The organism is Amycolatopsis sp. MEPSY49, assembly GCF_051337345.1.
GTDB lineage: Bacteria > Actinomycetota > Actinomycetes > Mycobacteriales > Pseudonocardiaceae > Amycolatopsis.
In genome coordinates this window covers 100,198-118,186 of sequence record NZ_JBDLYJ010000018.1, presented here as the reverse complement: position 1 = coordinate 118,186, position 17,989 = coordinate 100,198, and the positions used below count along the sequence as shown (strand labels likewise).

General features: G+C 70.0%; 11 protein-coding genes. 5 read left to right on the top strand and 6 right to left on the bottom strand.

The features are described from left to right. Nucleotides 1-31: 31 nt before the first annotated feature. Complete coding sequence (locus tag ABFJ78_RS45185) at nucleotides 32-1,447, top strand: M1 family metallopeptidase (RefSeq protein ID WP_436393608.1); 1,416 nt, start codon at nucleotides 32-34, stop codon at nucleotides 1,445-1,447. On the opposite strand, the gene ABFJ78_RS45180 is transcribed toward ABFJ78_RS45185, so the two are convergent. The 3 genes from ABFJ78_RS45180 to ABFJ78_RS45170 form a co-directional block, all read right to left on the bottom strand. After that, on the bottom strand, nucleotides 1,444-5,994 hold the full coding sequence (locus ABFJ78_RS45180) for an eIF2A-related protein (protein WP_436393641.1): 4,551 nt from the start codon (nucleotides 5,992-5,994) through the stop codon (nucleotides 1,444-1,446). The genes ABFJ78_RS45185 and ABFJ78_RS45180 overlap by 4 nt on opposite strands. 5 nt (nucleotides 5,995-5,999) lie before the next feature. Further along, nucleotides 6,000-6,476, bottom strand: a complete 477-nt coding sequence (locus tag ABFJ78_RS45175) for a hypothetical protein (protein WP_436393607.1) — start codon at nucleotides 6,474-6,476, stop codon at nucleotides 6,000-6,002. A 95-nt stretch (nucleotides 6,477-6,571) separates the two neighbouring features. Beyond that, nucleotides 6,572-6,880, bottom strand: coding sequence for a hypothetical protein (locus ABFJ78_RS45170; RefSeq protein ID WP_436393606.1), 309 nt, complete (start codon nucleotides 6,878-6,880; stop codon nucleotides 6,572-6,574). 128 nt (nucleotides 6,881-7,008) lie between these two features. Here ABFJ78_RS45170 and ABFJ78_RS45165 point away from each other — a divergent pair, with 128 nt between their 5' ends. The 4 genes from ABFJ78_RS45165 (at nucleotide 7,009) to ABFJ78_RS45150 (ending at nucleotide 13,262) form a co-directional block, all read left to right on the top strand. Then, complete coding sequence (locus ABFJ78_RS45165) at nucleotides 7,009-7,299, top strand: hypothetical protein (RefSeq protein ID WP_436393605.1); 291 nt, start codon at nucleotides 7,009-7,011, stop codon at nucleotides 7,297-7,299. Nucleotides 7,300-7,548: 249 nt separating this feature from the next. Beyond that, the gene (locus tag ABFJ78_RS45160) at nucleotides 7,549-9,846 is read left to right on the top strand and encodes a glycosyl hydrolase family 95 catalytic domain-containing protein (RefSeq protein WP_436393604.1); all 2,298 of its coding nucleotides are present in this window, start codon (nucleotides 7,549-7,551) and stop codon (nucleotides 9,844-9,846) included. 26 nt (nucleotides 9,847-9,872) lie between these two features. Then, the gene (locus ABFJ78_RS45155) at nucleotides 9,873-12,152 is read left to right on the top strand and encodes a glycosyl hydrolase family 95 catalytic domain-containing protein (protein ID WP_436393603.1); all 2,280 of its coding nucleotides are present in this window, start codon (nucleotides 9,873-9,875) and stop codon (nucleotides 12,150-12,152) included. A 159-nt stretch (nucleotides 12,153-12,311) separates the two neighbouring features. Continuing rightward, on the top strand, nucleotides 12,312-13,262 hold the full coding sequence (locus ABFJ78_RS45150) for a peptidylprolyl isomerase (RefSeq protein WP_436393602.1): 951 nt from the start codon (nucleotides 12,312-12,314) through the stop codon (nucleotides 13,260-13,262). Here the strand turns inward: ABFJ78_RS45150 and ABFJ78_RS45145 are convergent, their stop codons facing one another. The 3 genes from ABFJ78_RS45145 to ABFJ78_RS45135 form a co-directional block, all read right to left on the bottom strand. Then, entirely contained in the window at nucleotides 13,263-15,005 is a 1,743-nt protein-coding gene (locus tag ABFJ78_RS45145; RefSeq protein ID WP_436393601.1) for an FAD-dependent monooxygenase, read from the bottom strand. It lies immediately after the preceding gene. Further along, complete coding sequence (locus ABFJ78_RS45140) at nucleotides 15,002-16,777, bottom strand: maleylacetate reductase and hydroxyquinol 1,2-dioxygenase domain-containing protein (protein WP_436393600.1); 1,776 nt, start codon at nucleotides 16,775-16,777, stop codon at nucleotides 15,002-15,004. Before ABFJ78_RS45140 ends, ABFJ78_RS45145 begins: the two co-directional genes overlap by 4 nt. Before the next feature lie 288 nt (nucleotides 16,778-17,065). Continuing rightward, nucleotides 17,066-17,941, bottom strand: coding sequence for a helix-turn-helix domain-containing protein (locus tag ABFJ78_RS45135; protein WP_436393599.1), 876 nt, complete (start codon nucleotides 17,939-17,941; stop codon nucleotides 17,066-17,068). Nucleotides 17,942-17,989 lie beyond the last annotated feature (48 nt).

The following is a 17,989-nucleotide window of genomic DNA, read 5'->3' as shown; positions in this document are numbered from 1 at the left end:
GTACGGCCGCTCGAGGAAAGGTTCGGCACGGGTGATTTCGAAGGCTCCGGCACCGGCCCCCGGCGCGGACACCTCGGGTGATCCCTACCTCCCCGCGCACGGCAACGGCGGCTACCGGGTCCGGCACTACGACCTGAACCTCGACTACAAGGTAGGCCCGAACCGGCTCTCGGCGTCCGCGGTGCTCACCGCCGAGGCGACGCAGGCGCTTTCCCGCGTCAGCCTGGACTTCGGCGAGTTCCGGATCAACCGCGTGCTCGTCGACGGGAAGCCCGCGAAGTACCTGAAGCGCGGCGCGAAGCTGCACGTCCGGCCGGCGAAGCCGATCGCGCCGGGTGCCGCGTTCACGATCGAGGTGCACTACGTCGGCAACCCGCGTCCGGTGCGCAGCCGCTGGGGTGACGTCGGCTGGGACGAGCTGACCGACGGCGCGCTGGTGGCGAGCCAGCCGGTCGGGGCGCCGTCGTGGTTCCCGTGCAACGACCACCCGTCGGACAAGGCCACGTACCGGGTGACCCTGACGACGGCGTCGCCGTACCTGGTCGCGGTCACCGGCAACCTGGTCGAGCGCTCCATCGGCGGCAGCACGACGCGGTGGGTGTTCGAGCGGCCCGAGCCGACGGCGACGTACCTGATGAGCGTCCAGCTCGGCCGGTACGACGAACTGGAGCTGACCGGCCGCGGCTGGTTCCCGCACACGGGAGTCGGCGCGCGCCGCTTCACGCTCGGCTTCGGCCGCGGCCACGTCGATTCGGTCCTGCAGACGGTGCCGCAGCGGGCCGCGGTGCCCCCGCGCCTGCGCCGGGCGTTCGAGCGCGACTTCGGCCGGCAGGGCCGGATGATCGAGATGCTGCAGCGGCTGTTCGGGCCGTACCCGTTCGACGAGTACGTCATCGTCGTCACCGACGACGACCTCGACGACCCGATCGAGGCCCAGGGGATGGCGATCTTCGGCGCCAACCACGTCGACGGCCGCCGCACGTACGAGCGGCTGGTGGTGCACGAGCTTGCCCACCAGTGGTTCGGCAACAGCCTGACCGTGGCGGACTGGCGGCACATCTGGTTGAACGAGGGCTTCGCGACGTACGCGGAGTGGCTGTGGTCGGAGGAGTCGGGCGGCCAGCCGGCTTCGGCGCTCGCCCGGGTGTGGCACACCCGGATCAAGACCAAGCCGGCCGACGTCCGGATCGCGGACCCGGGCGTGTCGCGGATGTTCGACGAGCGGGTTTACAAGCGTGGTGCGTTGACGTTGCACGCGCTGCGGGCGGAGATCGGGGACCCGGCGTTCTTCGCGTTGCTGAAGGCGTGGACCGGGGATCATCGGCACGGGCTGGTGACCACGGAGCAGTTCGTCGCGATGGCCGAGGCTTATGCGGCTCGGTCGCTGGACGCGTTCTTCGAGCGGTGGCTGTTCACCCCGGCGCTGCCCCCGCTGCCCGGCGCCTAGGTGGTGCTCAGCGGGGGGAGTTCGCCGAAGGTTTCGGCTGGGAGGCGGTCTATGCGGCCGTTCTCCAGGACGTTCCAGCCGAGCCAGCGCCAGCTGTCGGGGGTGCAGCCGAGGATTTTGTTCGCCTTGGTGTCGAGGACGGCCACGTCTTTCGCTGTTAGGTAGGCGATTATCTGCGGGGACGGTTCACCGGTGACGGCGTCCCATACTCGAACGGTGCCGCTGGTTCCGGTGAGGATGCGGGTGCCGTCCGGGGACCAGGCCACAGCCGTGACTGACTCGCTTTCCTCGTCGAGTACGAGGATCAACTCGCCGGTGGAGGCGTTGCGGATCTGGACGCCGTCACCGCTGACGAGAATGCGGGTGCCGTCCGGGGACCAGGCGACGGCAACGTCATCGCCGACAGTCAAGCGGAAAGTTTGCTCGACGGTGTCGACGTTCCAGATCTGCACGCTGTCATCATCCGTGTCGTTGGTGACACTCACGACGATGTGCTTGCCGTCGGGAGACCACGCAACCGAGTTCACCGATCCGGTGAGCTCAGTGACATTGCGGGTCAGTGTGCCCGTGGCGGAGTCGAAGACCCGCAGCGTGGTTTTTTCGCTGTGGCCGTCGCGGCTGTTGCCGGCAGTGATGATGCTGGCACCGTCGGGGGACCAGTCTGCGGTGAATATCCGCTCGGTTGGGATATCGATCTCGAACTTCTGCTCGCCAGTGCCGGCGTCCCACACGCGGACAAGGTCCTCAGGGGAGCAAGTGAGCATGCGAGTGCTGTCCGGGGACCAAACGGTCGCGGATGCCCAACCGAGCTCGGTGAGGTGGTGGCTCTGTGCGCCGGTTTCCGCATCCCACACCCAGGCGTCGTAGTTGTCGCCGCCGCCGGTAAGGATGCGAGTGCCGTCCGGAGACCAGGTTGCCGAGCTCACCCAGCCGCCGTGGGTGGTGAGTTCGAGCAGTTGCCGGTAAGTGGTGGCGTCCCACACTCTTGCCGTGCCATCGGCGCCGCCGCCCGTGAGGATGCGTGAGCCGTCCGGAGACCACGAGATGGTCCTTGCCAGACCGCGATTGGCGCTGAGGTTAATCATAAGATTGCCGGTGCCAGCGTTCCAAATAGAGATGGTGTCGCTGCAGGTGAGAATGCGTGTGCCGTCGGGCGACCAGATCGTTGCATCCACCGGGCTGCCCTCACCCATGAGCAGGAGGACCTCCTCGCCCGTCGCTGCGTGCCGAACATCAGTAACGCCGGTGTCGTCAGTGGCGGCGATATGGATGCCGTCGGGCGACCAGGCTGTGGAGGTCACCGGCTCGAGGTGGCGGAAGCGGCGGATCTCTCGGCCAGTTCCGGCGGCCCAAATTCGAACGGCGGGGATGTCGTCACCAGCGCCGGTGCTCGTGGCGATGTGGGTGTTGTCGGGGGACCAGGCCAGGGAGGTTACTGGTTGGTCGTGGGGAAGGTGGCGGATTTGCTGGCCGGTTTCGGCGTTCCAGATGCGGGCGCTGTTGCCGCCGGTGGCGATGTGGGTGTTGTCGGGGGACCAGGCCAGGGAGGTTACTGGTTGGTCGTGGGGAAGGTGGCGGATTTGCTGGCCGGTTTCGGCGTTCCAGATGCGGGCGCTGTTGCCGCCGGTGGCGATGTGGGTGTTGTCGGGGGACCAGGCCAGGGAGGTTACTGGTTGGTCGTGGGGAAGGTGGCGGATTTGCTGGCCGGTTTCGGCGTCCCAAATCCACACCCTGCTCTGATACTCGAAGCCGCCGGTGGCGATGTGGGTGCCATCGGGGGACCACGCGACCGCATGGCTGACGGTGTTGCCGGTGAACCGGTTCAGGCGAACCGGGTTCTGATCTATCGCTCGAAATGCTGGAGCGATAAGCAAGCCGGTTCGGGGTGCCAGTGAAGGCAAACAAAACAGCAATTGCGTTCGATGGAGCTTGACACCGTCGAAATCGATTCCGCCGATCGAGCATCGACGCATGATGGTGCCCGTTGCGTTGGCCGAGTCCCACCGGGAATTCGTCAGGTTTGATTCATGAAACTCGGCGGAGGAAAGATCCGCTTCGGCGAAGTCGGCCTCGGAGAGAGCCACATTGTGGAAGGTCGCCTTGCGCAGGTTGGCGGCACTGAAGTCGGCGCCGATCATCGACAACGGGCGGTCTTCACCACCGAACTGCCAAGAACTCAAGCGCGCCCCGCCCAATCGGACGCCGTCCAGGGACTGATGTGGATACCCGCGCCGATGTGCGTTCAACGCATAAGCCAAGGCGAGTTCCGAAACCCCGGCACGCCGTTCACGCCCGATGCGCCGCAGTGAAGCAAGCGCAGCCGCGCGCTCCCGCTCCGAGGTAGAAGCGATCGACTGCCCGAGAAATTCCAGAGTCTCCGTGTTTGGAATAGGAAGGTCGAGCGCCTCAAAGTCGACTTCGGAACTGCTCAAATTGTGCAGGAGGTACTGCGCGAGGAAGTACTCGAAGAGCGAACGGTGCCCGAACTGAAAATTGTCGCCTTCGCGCTTGAGGAAGGTTGCCGTACGGAAGTCGGCGGTCCACAGCTCCGGTAGGTGGTTTCGGTAGTAGCGGCGCAGCTCCGGGCGCTTGTCCAGCACGGCCAGCAGCCAGTCGTCGACTTCGCCGGGCGTCCAGGCGTTCTGGCCGGAACGCCAAAGGCCCGCCGCGATCTCCTCCATGAGAAGGCGCTTGTGGTCCGGCGTGAGCGTGTGCTTGCCCTGGTCTCGAGCAAGCCAGCGGTCGACCACCTCCGAGTAGATGTCGACCGAACGCAACGTGCGGCCCTTGAGCTTCGCGGACTCGATGAACTCCACCTGGTCGGCGATGAGCCGCAGCGTGATCGGGCGCCGCGCGAGGTCGGGGAGGTCGTGGACTGCCGCTATCGTCTCCAGGAAGCGGTCGACCGCGCTCTCGTCGCGGTCGAGGTTGCCCACCAGGTACGCCCGGATCTGCTCCTCGCGGAACGGCAGCATCAGCAGGGCCAGGTAGTCGTCGCCACGCAGACCTTGGCGCGACTCGCCGGTGAAGTAGGTGATCTCGTCGCGGATGGTCCTGAAGTACTGGGTGCGGCAGGTCAGCAGCATCCTGGTCGTCGCGTCCTCGACGATGACGCGCCAGAGCTGCCGGGTGAACAACTGCCGGTCGTGGGGCGTCAGGTGGACGAGCACCTCGTCCAGGCCGTCGAACACGATCACCGCGTCGCCCCGGGCCAGCAGCTTGCGCACGGTGCCCGAGTTGAGCCGATCCCTCGGGATGCCGGCCGGACGGGTCGCGTCCAGCGCGCTGTCGAGGATGTGGTCGAGGGTCATCGCTTCGGTCAGTCCCGTGACCCGGACGTCGCGCAGGTCGAACAGCACCGGCATCGGCACGCCGGCATCCTGCCGGTGCAGGTCGAGCAGCCGCTGCGTGAACAGCTTGGCCGTGGTGGTCTTGCCCATGCCGACGTCGCCGAGCAACGCGCACAGGCGCCGCGCGCCCGCGGAGTCGTCGGTGGCCCAGGCGATCAGCCGGTCGACCGCGCGCAGCGGCGGGCCGGCCGGCCCGCCGGCCACGTCCAGCCGCGACTCCTGGAGAGTGGTCTCGGCCGCCTCCGACTGGACCAGGTGCCGGCTCTCGCCCTGCCGCCGGTGGTGCAACCGCTCCGCCATGTAGGTCAGGAGCACCGACCCTTCGCCTTCGTTCCCGGTCCCCGTTCCCGGGTACGGACGGGACGCGGTGATCAGGGTCTGGCGGACGATCTCGTGGATGTACTCAGCGCGCTGGGACGGATTTTTCAGGTGATCCCAGGGCTTTTCCAGTCGCGACACGTCGTGCCGGCGCAATGGCGCCAGGTCGAGGTCGCCGACGGGCAGGGCGCTGAGTGCGAACGCGAGGACGTTGTCCGGGGAAGCGAGACCCCGTCGGCGTTCGTCGCCCGAATTCAAATACTCGGCGCTGATCAACGCGACGCGGACGTCCGCTTCTGCGCTGAGCCGGTCGAGCGCCTGGCCCGCGTCCTCGCCCAGCGCGGTCGAGCGTGAGCTGGCGACCTCGAAGCAATACCCGCTCTGCGCCCGCAGTGCCTCGCTGATCTGCCTGACGATCTCTCCGGCGCGCCGCATGGTCGACCCGGTTGTCGGCGAGAAGCTGACATAGACGCGGATGCGACGCGAGTCGCCGATCTCGGCGACCTCGGAGGCGATCGCCTGGGTCACGCCGGTTCGCCCGGAGAGTTTGGCGGTGTAGTCGACCAGCCCCTTCTCGGCCGGGTTCCCGGCGAACCAGCCGTGCCGCGTGTCCGGCGAGGTCTTGCGGGCGTCGAGCTCCAGTCGCAGGTCCACGCCCACCCGTTCGGCGGCCCGGTTCACCTTGTGCCGGAAGTCCTGGAAGGCGTCTTGGGCGTTGCTGTCGTCCGACGGGAAGTCGCCCGCCTCGAGCGCCGCGCGCAGCAGAAACCGCCCGTCGTCGACCAGGTCCTTGATGGTCGTCAGCCGGAACGCCTGAGTCGGGGTCAGCGCCGGCCGTAGCGCTTCGATCCGTTCGGCGATCTCGCCGGGCTGGAGCATCGTGTTCACAGGACTCGGAACCCATCCTGGCCGCGGACCCGGCGCATGATCGAATCCGCCAGCTCGTTGGCGAACAAGTTGCGCTGGACGCCCTTCATCTCGGCGAAGCTCTTGCTGTCCCGCTCGAAGACGATCAGCTTCTCGAGCCCGCCCAGGTCGTGTCCGCCGTCGTAGCGAGGCATCGGCGTCAGCTTCACCGGCAACGCGCCTTTGTCGCTGTCGGGTCCCGCGAAGCGCGGCAGCTCGTGCTGCCGGATGAACCGGCTCTTCAAGTACTGGGGAGACGCCAGAAGCAGGCCGAAGTCGGCCTCGTCCAGCCGGTCGATGATGCCCGGCATGAGCTGCTCGCCGCAGTTCAGGTGGCTGTCGGCCCACCACTCGACGGTCACGTCGGAGAAGAGCCCCAGCGCGGGCTCCAGGTGGAACAGCAGGGCTTCCTTCTCCGGTTTGTTGCGATGACACCAGCTCAGGAAGATCTTCACCCGGTCGGACACCTGGGACCCCCGATCGTCCCGGATCGAAGTCCGGATCGATGAAGGGTACGCCCTCGGGTTCGCGAGGTCCCGGTGACTCGTCGTCAGGTGACGCAGTGGAACGCGGAACCGCAGGTCCGGCAGCGGGCCGTCACCCGGCGTCCCAGCGGCATCCGCGTGCCGTGGCCGCAGGCCGGGCAGGCGAACGCCACCTTGCTGCTCTCGAAGCGGTACTCCGCCGTCGAACGGCCGACCCTCTTGTCCAGCTCGTACTGCCGACGGTCGGCGCTCGCCAGAGGCGGCCGCGCGTAGTCCTCGAGAGCCCGCTGGTGCCCCGGCCGGTACGCGCCGTCCGCCGCGCCGGTGAACGGGCGGACCTCCTCGCCGAACGCCAGCGCCCGCTTCGCCAGCACATACCCCATCTCCGGCGGTGGGTGTACCGCCCCTGCAGGACGTCGATGCGGTACGCCGCCAGCCTCGGGCGGCTGATCCCAAGGTAGAGCGTCGCCGTGTTCACGAATATCTCCGCCTGTGAGAGGCCGTGGCGGTGCAGGAAGACGTGCATCATCTCGTGCGACAGCACCGCGGGTATGTCCCGCGGGCCGTCCTGGTAGTGCGGGCTGAGCGTGACGAAGTACTTCGGGCCCGGCCCCAGCTCGACTTCGCCGAGGTGTCCGCCGAGCGGGCTGAACGCGACGATCACCCGCGCGTCGCCGATGCCGAGGTGCCGGGGCATCGCCGCCGCGGTGTGCTGGGCCTCGACGAGCCGGTCGTGGCCCGGCGGGGTGGTAGTTCTAGTGGGCCGAACGCCTTCACGGACAGCCGGGTGTAGAGCGACCGGATCGAATTCCGGACGTCGTCGATCCGGTCGAACGTCCCCGGTGGCGCCCCCGACCGGGGCTGCCGGAGAAAGGCTATGTTCGGTAGGCGACCGAGCCCGCAGCCAAGATCCCGGATACATCCGATGTATCTGCCGCTTTCCGGGTGAATCCTCCTGGCGTTTCGGGACGCCCTCTGCAAGTATGGCCGCACGCCGCCTGCTGATCTGCCCGAAACGTAGTATGAATTCGGAGGAAGCTTCATGGACGCAGTGTCGCGGCGTACCGTGCTTCGCTCGGCATCGGTAGCGGTGGGGGCCGCCGCGTTCGGGGGACTCTGGGCCCAAGCCTCGCCACCCGCTGCCGCGCAGCCGGGCAACCCGCATCGGGACGTCGCCGCCGACGCGCGCATGGTCTGGAAGCGGCTGCCGAAGAACTGGCAGGAGGGTCCCTTCCTCGCCAACGGCTACCTCGGCGCCCAGGTCTACGCCGGCAAGACCCCCGAAACCCTCAAGGTCATGCTGAGCCACACCCAGGTGCAGGACCAGCGCATCCAGTGGGAAGCCGGCATCGGGTTGTCGCGCCTGCCGATCGGCTATCTCACGCTCACCATGGCCGGCGCGATCACCGCCGTCGACTGGACGCTCGACCTCTACAACGCCGAGCTCGGCGGCACCATCACCACCACCCGCGGCTCGGTCGCGTTCTCCGCCGTCGTGCACAACGACCTCGGCGTGCTGCTCGTTTCGCTGACCCCCAGCGCCGGCGAAAAGAGCGCCGCCTGGGCGTTCCAGCCGCTCGAGTCGGCGACGACCCGGACCGTCCGCAAGCCACCCGAGTACGTCGCCAACCCCGCCCCCGAGGCCGCCGACGGTTACTGCGCGCAGCCGATGCTCGCCGGCGGCGGGTACACCACGGCTTGGCGGGAGCGGACGATCGGCACGAAACGGCTGTTCGCCGCCACGGTCGCCTACAGCTTCCCCGGCACGACGCACACCGCGGACGCCCGCAAGAGCGTCGAGAAAGCGCTTGCCGCGAACCCGGACGCGCTGCTGGCGCGGCACCGCCGCTGGTGGAACGACTTCCACCGCCGCAGCTTCGTTTCGGTGCCGGACAAGCAGGTCCAGCGGTTCTACTGGATCCAGCTGTACAAGATCGCCGCCGCCACGCGCGCGGACGGACCGGTCGTGTCCGAGTGGGGACCGTGGTTCCCCGAGGTCGGCAACAGCTGGACCGCGGTCTGGTGGAACCTCAACGTCCAGGTCACCTACCCGATCGTCAACAGCAGCAACCACCCCGAGCTCGACGCCGTCACCGAAACCTTCCGCCGCGACCACGCGAACCTCGAGACGTCCGTGCCGCCCGCGTACCGCGACGGCGACACCTACGCGCTCTCGCACCCGGGGGACTGGCGGCTGCGGCCCGGCGGCACGCGCTCGGTCGGCGTCCCCGGGACGACGTCCAAGACGGACCAGACCGGGAACCTGTTGTGGGGCCTGCACAACGTCTGGCTCGCCTACCGCCACCACCTCGACCGGCGGATCCTGTGCGACGTCCTGTACCCGACGCTGGCCAAGGCGCTGAACTTCTACCGCCACTTCCTGTCCACCGGCCCGGACGGTTTCCTGCACCTGCCGCTGACCCGTTCACCGGAGTACGTCGACGCGCCCGACTGCACGTACGACCTGTCGTTGATCCGGTGGGCCGCCCGGACGCTCGTCGACACCGCGCGGATCCTGCGTCTCGCCGAACCGCGCGTGCCGATCTGGCGGGAGATCGGCGCGAAACTCGTGCCGTACCACGAAGATCCCGCGAACGGTGCGCTGATCGGCGACGGCGTCCCGCTGGCCGCGTCGCACCGGCACTTCTCGCACCTGCTGTGGCTCCACCCGCTGCGGGAGAAGGTCTGGGATCGGCCGGCGGACCGCGACCTGATGACCCGGACCTTCGACCACTGGGCCGCCGACCAGTCCGCTTGGCACGGTTACAGCTATGCGGCCGCCTCCTCGATGAAGTCCGTGATGGACGCACCCGAGGAAGCGTTGCGCTACTTGAAGTTCTTCCTCGACCGCAACATCGTCGCCGACACCGAGCTGACCGCGAACACGATGTACCGCGAGGGCTCCAACTTCGCCATCGAGAGCCCGATCACCGCCGCCCAGTCCGTTGTGGACATGCTGATGCAGGGATCCGGCGGCGTGCTCAAGATCTTCCCGTCGGTCTCGGCGACCTGGCGCGACGCCTCGATCGCCGGGCTGCGCGCGGAAGGCGCGTTCCTCGTGGACGCTTCCCGCCGCGACGGCCGGACGGAGTTCGTCCGCGTGCACAGCGAAGCCGGTGAGCCCCTGGTCCTCCAGCACGGTGTCCCCGGTGACGTCGAAGTCCGCGACGAGCACGGCCGCCGGCTGCCGTTCCGCCCGGCCGGACCCGGGCGGATCGCGATCGGGCTGCGCCGCGGCGGCACCGCCGTCGTCACCCCGCGGGGCGGGCGGCCGAATGACACGGGGCCGCGGGACGTCCCCGCCCTCGGCCCCGCCCCGGCGTGGGGCCTGCCGAGCTGACACCCGCTTTTCAACGAGGAGGTCGAATGGACATCACCCGCAGGACCGTGCTCGGCGGCGCGCTCGCCGGGATCGCCGCGGCCGGGCTCTCGCCGGCGTTCGCCGGAGCCGCGACGGCGCCAGGCGGCGACGACTTCGCCTGGGCCGGGTTCCTCGGCACCGCCGACCTGTACTGGCGGAGGATGCCGAAGACCTGGTACGAGGGACCGTTCCTGGGCAACGGGTTCCTCGGTTCCGGCATCTACGCCGAACCGGGGCGGAACGCGATCCGCTTCAACGTCCAGCACAGCCAGGTCCAGGACCACCGCCCCGAGTTCGGCTCGCTGTTCGGCCTGGCGCGGCTGCCGATCGGGTACTTCACCCTCGAACCGGTCGGGGCGATCACCGCGATCGACTGGCGGATGGACCTGTGGAACGCCGAGCTGACCGGCACGATCACCACGGCCGCGGGCAGCCTGAGCCTGCGCGCGATCGTCCACACCGGACAGTCGCTGCTCGCCGTCGAAATCCGGCCGTCCGAAGGGGAACGCGGGTTCAAGTGGGTGTTCCACCCGGCCGTCGCGGTCAGCCCGCGCGCCGATCCGGTGTGGAACAAGCCGCCGCCCGCCGGCTACACCGCGAACCCGCCGGTGCGGCTGAGCGGCAGCGGCGACGCGCGGCTCGCCGTCCAGCCGCTGCTGGCCGGCGGTGAGCACGTGACGGCGTGGCGCGAGGTCACTCGCGGCGGCGTACGCACGCTGTACACGTCGGTGGCGTGGTCGCACCCGGCGAAGACTTCGGTGGCGCGGGCCCTTTCGACGGTCCGCCGCGCTTCCGCTTTCGCCGCGCTCACCCAGGACCACCGCCGCTGGTGGCACGACTACTACCGGCGCAGTTTCGTGTCCATTCCGGACACCCGGCTGCAGAGCTTCTACTGGATCCAGCTGTACAAGGTGGCGTCGGCGGCCCGGCGCGAGGCACCGGTGATGGCGACGTCGGGGCCGTGGCTGGAGAACACACCGTGGCCGGCGACGTGGTGGAACCTCAACGTCCAGCTCGAATACTGGCTGATCCACGGCTCGAACCACCTGGAACTGGACGCCGTCAGCCACGCCCTCGACCAGTACCGGAGCAATCTGACGAGCCAGGTGGCCGCGCCGTACCAGGCCGACTCGGCGGGCATCCCGCGCACGACCGACATGACGCTGCTCAACGGCGTCTCGAACACCACCAGCGGGTTCCCGGTCGGCATCCCCGGACAGGACACGCCGACGCCGGAGGTCGGCAACCTGACGTGGGCGCTGCACAACGTGTGGCTGTCCTACCGGCACACGATGGACCGTCGGCTGCTGGCAGGCACGCTGATCCCGTTGCTGCGCAAGGCGATCAACTACTACCTGCACTTCCTCGCGCCGGGCCCGGACGGCAAGCTGCACCTGCCGCCGACGTTCTCGCCCGAGTACGGTGTCAACGCGCCCGACTGCAACTACGACCTGTCGCTGATCCGCTGGGGCTGCAAGACGCTCCTGCAGAACGCGCCCGGCGACCCGCTGGCGCCGAAGTGGCGGGACGTGCTGGCGAACCTGGTCGGCTACCCGGCCGACGCGAACGGGTACATGATCGGCGCCGGCGTGCCGTTCGCGAAGTCGCACCGGCACTACTCGCACCTGCTGCAGATCTACCCGCTCCACGACGTCACCTGGGAGCAGCCGGAGCACCGGCAGATCATCGAGACGTCGCTGAACCACTGGGTCGGCTTCGAAGGCGCGCTGCAGGGCTACACGTTCACCGGGGCGGCGTCGATCTCGGCGCAGATGCTGCGCGGCGAGCAGGCCGCGTTCTACCTCGGTGAGCTGCAGCGGCGGTACATCCAGCCGAACACGATGTACAAGGAGTCCGGGCCGGTCATCGAGACACCGCTGTCGGCGGCGAAGTCCGTGCAGGACATGCTGGTCCAGAGCTGGGGCGGCGTCGTCCGGCTGTTCCCGGCGGTGCCCACGGCCTGGGGCGACATCGCGCTGCGCGACTTCCGGACCGAAGGGGCGTTCCTGCTCAGCGCGTCCCGGGCGGCGGGGAAGACGCGGTGGCTGAAGGTGCACAGCGAGGCCGGGGCGCCGTGCGTCCTGCGGCCGGGCATCGAGGGTGAGCTGGCGGTGACGGACGCGCGGGGCCGGTCACGGCGCTGGCGCCGGCTGGCCAATGGGGACGTCCAGGTCGAGCTGGAGCGGGGCGAGGACGCCTTCGTGTACCGGAAGGGGGATCGGCCGGACTTCGCGGTGCGGCCGGTCGCGCCCGGCGGCGCGAGCACGCCGTGGGGGCTGCCGTGAGCTGACGACCGGGTGAGCGCCGGCCCCGCTCGAGCCGCCACTCGCCGTTCCCCTCGGCTGAGCGTCCCCTCCGCGTGCCCTGAAGACCCTCCTTTCCGGATTCCCACCCCGGGGAGGAGGTCTTCGCGGCACAATGGGCGGCTGACGAGGGGAGCGCGGATGAGCGAGCCGGGGGATCGGCCGGGCCACAACCACGCCGAGAGATTTCAGCACCCTTATCCGCCACCGTCCCACCAGTACCCGCAGTGGCAGCCGCCGGTGCCGCCGAAGAAGACCTCGCCCGCCGCGGTCGTGCTGATCACCGGTTCGATCGTCGTCGTCATCGTGATGGCGCTGGCCTTCCTGGCCTGGGGCTACCCCGGGTTCCTGCGCGACGACGACGTCAGCAGCGCCATCGGGACCGGGCCCGCGACACCGCCGTCGATCCCCACCTCGCCGTCGGCGACCACCACCACGCCGAGCGCCGCGTACACCCTGCCCACCAACGGCCGGGCCCGGATGCCGCAGCGGCCGAAGCCGCTCGCCAACCCCGTGACCTGCGCCTTCACCCCGGATTCCACGTCACCCGCGCCGAAGAAGGTCGCGCCGCCGCCCGACGGTCCGGCGCCGTCGTCCGGCACCGTCCCCGTGCGGGTCGGAACGAGCGCGGGCGCCATCGGGCTCACGCTCGACCGCGCGCTCGCCCCGTGCACCGTGGTCAACTTCCTGAGCCTGGTGAAACAGGGGTTCTACGACGGCACGGCGTGCCACCGGCTGTCCGTGACGGCCGGGCTGCAGATGCTCCAGTGCGGCGACCCGGCCGGCGACGGCACCGGCGGCCCCGGCTACACGATCCGCGACGAGGTGTTCCCTGAGCTGACCTACGGCCGCGGCGTCCTCGCGATGGCGAAGACGGCCCAGCCCGACTCGGGCGGCTCGCAGTTCTTCCTCGTCTTCGGCACCGTGCAGATCTCGCCGGAGTACACGGTCTTCGGCAGCATCGACGACGCCGGCCTCGGCGTCCTGGACAACGTCGCCCACGGCGGCGTCGACCCGTCGAAGCCCGGCATCGGCGACGGCAGCGGACCTCCGAAGATCCCGGTCACCTTGACCCGGGTCACCGCGCCGTGATCAGGGCCGGTCGAGCAGCTTCCGCAACGCCGTGAGCAGCGACTTCGCCGCTTCGGGCGACGCCGTGCGGTGGCGCCAGGCGACGTAGCCGTCCGGGCGGACCAAAAGGCAGCCGTCCTCGTCGATGCCGCTGAGACGTGACCAGTCGCCGTACGCGTCGCGGCCTTCGGGGTCGCCGACGCGGACCGCGCGCAGGTCTAGGCCCAACTCGGCGCCCACCTTGGCCGCCGCGTCGCGCCACGCCGTGCCGGTCAGCCCGGTCAGCACCGTCCACCGGCCGCCGCCGACGAGGTCCAAAGTGGACACCCGACGCCCGTGCGGGTCGACCAGCCAGGCGTGCGGGAGCTTCGCGCCCGGCTCGGTGCTCGGCCGGTGGAACAACTCGGGGTCGCGGTCCGCTTCGGCGACGACGCCGTCGGGCAGCACGGCGCCCGAGGAGTACCGCTGGTCCATCTCCACTCCGTGGGCGTTGAACTCGTAGTGCTTGAGTTCGATCGCCCGCTCCAGCTCACGCCGTTTCCGCGCGCCCTCGGCCGTCGGCGCCAGGCAGGTTTCGAGGCCGGCCGTGATGCCGTCGGCGTCGGTGTCGCCGGTGATGCCCAGCGCGGCGAAGATCGGCCCGAACTGGTCCCGGCTCAGGTTCGCGCGGTCGACGATCTGCTTGCCGACGGGTGCGCGTTCGGCGGTGTAGCTGTCGAGCAGCCCTTCGCCCGCCTCGCCGCGAAGTACCATCGCGAGCTTCCACGCGAGGTTGTAGGAGTCCTGGACGGACGTGTTCGAGCCGAGCCCGTTGGACGGCGGGTGCCGGTGCACGGCGTCGCCGGCGCAGAACACCCGGCCGCTGCGGTACTCCGTCGCGTAGTTGTGGTTGACCGTCCACAGCGACGTCGAAGTGATCTCGACGTCGAGGTCCGGATCGCCGACGAGGTCGCGCACCAGCCGTGTCGCCTCTTCGACGTCGACCTCCGGTGGCGCCTGCTCGATGTCGTAACCCCAGGTCAGCAGCCACTCGTTCCACGGCCGGACCATCCGGACCAGGCCCATCCCGATGCCGCCGAGGTGCGCGCCGGGCCGCATCACCCAGTAGAGGACGCTCGGGCGGTGCGCCACGTACGGTGCGAGGTCGGCGGTGAACGTGATGTTCATGCTGCCCGCCTTGCCGGTCTGCCCGGCGATCGGCAGGCCCGCTTGCTCGGCGACGCGGCTGCGGGCGCCGTCCGCGCCGACGAGGTACTTGGCGCGGAGGGTGAACTCGTCACCGCGGACGCGGTCGCGGAATCGGGCGGTGACGCCGCCGGTGTCCTGGGTGAAGTCGAGGAACTCGGTGTCCAGCCGCAGTTTCGCGCCGCGCGCGGCGGCCTCGCTCGCCAGGATCGGCTCGAGGTAGGTCTGCGGGAGGTCGATCATGTGGCACGGGCTGGCCGCGGCGTACTCGGCCGCCGACCGGTCGCCGGTGCCCCAGCTGGCGATGCGGCCGATCTCGGGCCCGGTCAGCGACGTGCACAGCACGGTGTCGCCCATCAGCTCCGGTGGCGTGCCCACGGCGAGGGCCTTGTCCTCGACGCCGAGGTCGCGCAGCACCTCCATCGTGCGCTGGTTGGTGATGTGCGCGCGGGGCGTGTTGGCCATCCAGCCGTACTTGGTGGCCAGCACGGTGGGCACGCCGTAGGTGGCGAGCAGCAGGGCCGCGGAGCCGCCGGCCGGGCCGCTGCCGACCACGATGACGTCGGTGTCGTAGGTCATTCGCTGCTCCCTGAGATGCGGAAGGTGAAGTCGAGACGGCGCCCGGTCCCGTCGGGCAGTTCGGCGAAGTCGACGATCAGGCCGTCCTTGACGCCGAACACGGTGTCGGAGTCGAGGTACTCGCCGCCGGCGACGAACAGCTGGGTGATCAGTGTCCGGTAGCCGGGCTTGGCGATCATGAAGTGCACGTGCGGCGCCCGGTAGGGGTGCCTGCCGACGGCGTCGAGCAGCTGTCCGACGGGGCCGTCGGCGGGGATCGGGTACGCGCTCGGCACGATGGTGCGGAACCGCAGCCGGCCTTCCTGGTCGGTGCGGAACCGGGCGCGCAGGACCGGGCCGTCCACATCGGGCAGCTGGACGTCGTAGAAGCCGTCCTCATTGGACTGCCACACGTCGACGATCGCATCGGCGACAGGCTGGTCTTCGGTGTCGGTGACGCGGATGTCCGTCCACAACGGAGTACCCGGGAGACCTTCGGCGAGGTTCGCGCCCTGCGGAGTCTCCGGTGGACCGTCCACGTAGAACGGCCCGAGCACGGCCGACGGCGTCGTGTCCGGCGTGCGCGAGTTGGTCAGGACGTCCACGACGCTGGAGACGCCGAGGGTGTCCGACAGCAGGATGAACTCCTGCCGCGTGTCGGTGGTGATGTGCCCGGCGCGGGTGAGGAAGCCGATGGCGTACTCCCACTCGTCCTGCGTGAGGTCGGTGCGGATGGCGTAGGCGTGCAGCGTCTCGACGAGGTCGGTGAGGAGGGTGCGGACGCGGTCCGGCGCGGCGGCGAAGCTGTCGACGACCTGCTTGGTGAGCGCCTTGAGGCTGGGTCGTGCGGCGGGGTGGGTGCCGGTGATGGCTTGGCGGAGCAGGTCGGCTTCCGGTTCGCCTTCGATGTCGGCTTCGGTGAGGCCCAGTTCGGCCAGCGAGTGCGGGATCGGGAGGCTTTCGGCGAGCGCGAAGACGTCGCCGGCGTCGTCGAGGCCCTGGTGCGCCATGACGTACGGGAGGAGGACGGCGTGCGTTTCGGCGTGGGGCAGCCCGAACTTGCCGCCGAGGAGGTGGCAGAGCCGGTGGTGCAGGCCCATCCGCACGGCGTCGAGGCAGGTGCCGGCCAGGTAGGCGCCGCGGAGGGCGTCGGTGCGGGCGTCCACATCGGACGGATTGCGGGCGATGCGGGGGAGGGCGCTGGTGAGGAGTTTTGTGGCTTCGCTCGCGAGGAGATCGGTGATCGGGTTGGCATCAGGGGCGTAGCGGGCCTCGACGGCGTGGGCGAGGGCGTTGAGCCCGCTGGCGGCGGAGAGGGGGACGGGCAGCCCGAGCGTGAGGTCGACGTCGTAGAGGACGGCTTCGGGACGGACCTTGGGGGTCTTCTGGGTGGTCTTGCGGCCGTCGGCGGTCTGGCCGAGGACGGCGGTGAGTTCGGAGCCGGCGTAGGTGGTCGGGACGACGAGCTGCGGCAGGTCGGTGTGCAGGGCGATGGCCTTGGAGAGCCCGGTGGCCGAGCCTCCGCCGACGGCGACGATGCCGTCGACGTCGTGTTCGGCGACGACCTTGAGGGCGCGCTCGGTGACGTCGACGGGGGTGTGCATGGCGGGGTTTTCGAAGCGGGCGGCGAGGAGGGGGCCGAGCACGTCTTCGGCTTGGCCGGCGTGCCGAGGGGTGCCGACGAGGAGAACGCGGTTCATCCCGAGGCGGCGTGCCTCGTCCCCGAGGGCGCCGATGGTGCCGCGGCCGAAGATCACCCGGACGGGGTTGGCGGCGTAGGTGAACGAGGTCATGCGGGGGAGTATCCGGGTGGGAAGGGCGGCGGTCCTGCACGTTCCTGCTGCCGCTCGGCACGAAACGCGCGTGCTTGGCCGGCGCGGTGGTGGGCCGGCAGCTTGGCGCCGCCGGGCGGCCGGGACCGCCGGGCCGGCGGACCGGCCGCGGGGGCGCTGGTGGGCTCGGCACGAAACGCGTAAGTCGGACGATGGGTGCCGCGAAGCTCCGGCGGCGGGCTGGCGCAGGCAGCGGCGAAGGGGATTCAACAGGCCCGCACCGCCGCAAGCCGCGTGCCCGGGGGCCTCTCAGCCCGTCCGGCGCAGGGCCGCCGGGGTCGTGCCCAGCTGGGCCCGCAGCACCCGCGTCAAATGCTCCTGGTGCGAAAACCCGCACCGAGCGGCGATCTCCGCGATCGGGTCATCACCCGTGCGCAGCAGCAACCCCGCCCGCTCCACCCGCAACCGCAGCAAGTACCGATGCGGCGGCACCCCCGTTCGCGCCTTGAACTGCCGCGAAAACTGGCTCACGCTCAACCCCGCCAGCGCCGCCAAGTCGGCCAGCGGCACCGCCTCGGCCAACCGTTCGGCCATGAAGTCCCGCACCCGCGTGAACTGCCGGTCCGACAACCCCCGCGCCGCCGCCGGCTCCGGGGCCGGTCCCGCGTGGTGGCGGCGGACCAGCTGCGCCGCCACCAGCGCGCCCAGCTGGTCCGCGTACGTTCGCGCGCTCGGCTCCCATTCGCGGACCACTCCGTCCAAGCTGAGCACCAGCTGCTCCAGCAGGGGGTCCGTGCTGCCGAGCTCCTCCGCGAGCCGGATCGGCGCGTGCTCGCCCGCCGCCTCCTGGACCGCGTCGTCCGCGATGTAGACGTGTACCGTCTCGAGCTCGCCGCCCAGCTCGACCGACAAATCCGCGTGCGACGGCTGCAGGAACAGCCCGCCCACCGGCATCCGGCGGCTGCGCTCGCGCGGGGTCCCGACGCCGCGGCGGACCGTCACCGGGCCGTCGAGGTGCAGGATCAGCTGGTGGCTGCCCGCGGCCGCGAACTCGGCCCGGTACGGACGTTCCCGCTGCTTGGACACGTACACCCGGTCCCAGCCGAGCCCCGCGCTGGTGCGTTCGGGCCGGACCCAGGGCAGCGCGAGGATGCCGTTGGTGTCGCCCAGCCCGAGTTCGCCCACGCCTGCCTCCTCGACGTCGAGGCTGCCCGCGATGGTACGCGAACCGGG

What these genes read in the sequence shown, in the direction of transcription:
- ABFJ78_RS45140 (WP_436393600.1), bottom strand. Translation starts at nt 16,777, where the DNA reads ATGACCTCGTTCACCTACGCCGCCAACCCCGTCCGGGTGATCTTCGGC.
- ABFJ78_RS45160 (WP_436393604.1), top strand. Translation starts at nt 7,549, where the DNA reads ATGGACGCAGTGTCGCGGCGTACCGTGCTTCGCTCGGCATCGGTAGCG.
- ABFJ78_RS45150 (WP_436393602.1), top strand. Translation starts at nt 12,312, where the DNA reads ATGAGCGAGCCGGGGGATCGGCCGGGCCACAACCACGCCGAGAGATTT.
- ABFJ78_RS45145 (WP_436393601.1), bottom strand. Translation starts at nt 15,005, where the DNA reads ATGACCTACGACACCGACGTCATCGTGGTCGGCAGCGGCCCGGCCGGC.
- ABFJ78_RS45155 (WP_436393603.1), top strand. Translation starts at nt 9,873, where the DNA reads ATGGACATCACCCGCAGGACCGTGCTCGGCGGCGCGCTCGCCGGGATC.
- ABFJ78_RS45180 (WP_436393641.1), bottom strand. Translation starts at nt 5,994, where the DNA reads ATGCTCCAGCCCGGCGAGATCGCCGAACGGATCGAAGCGCTACGGCCG.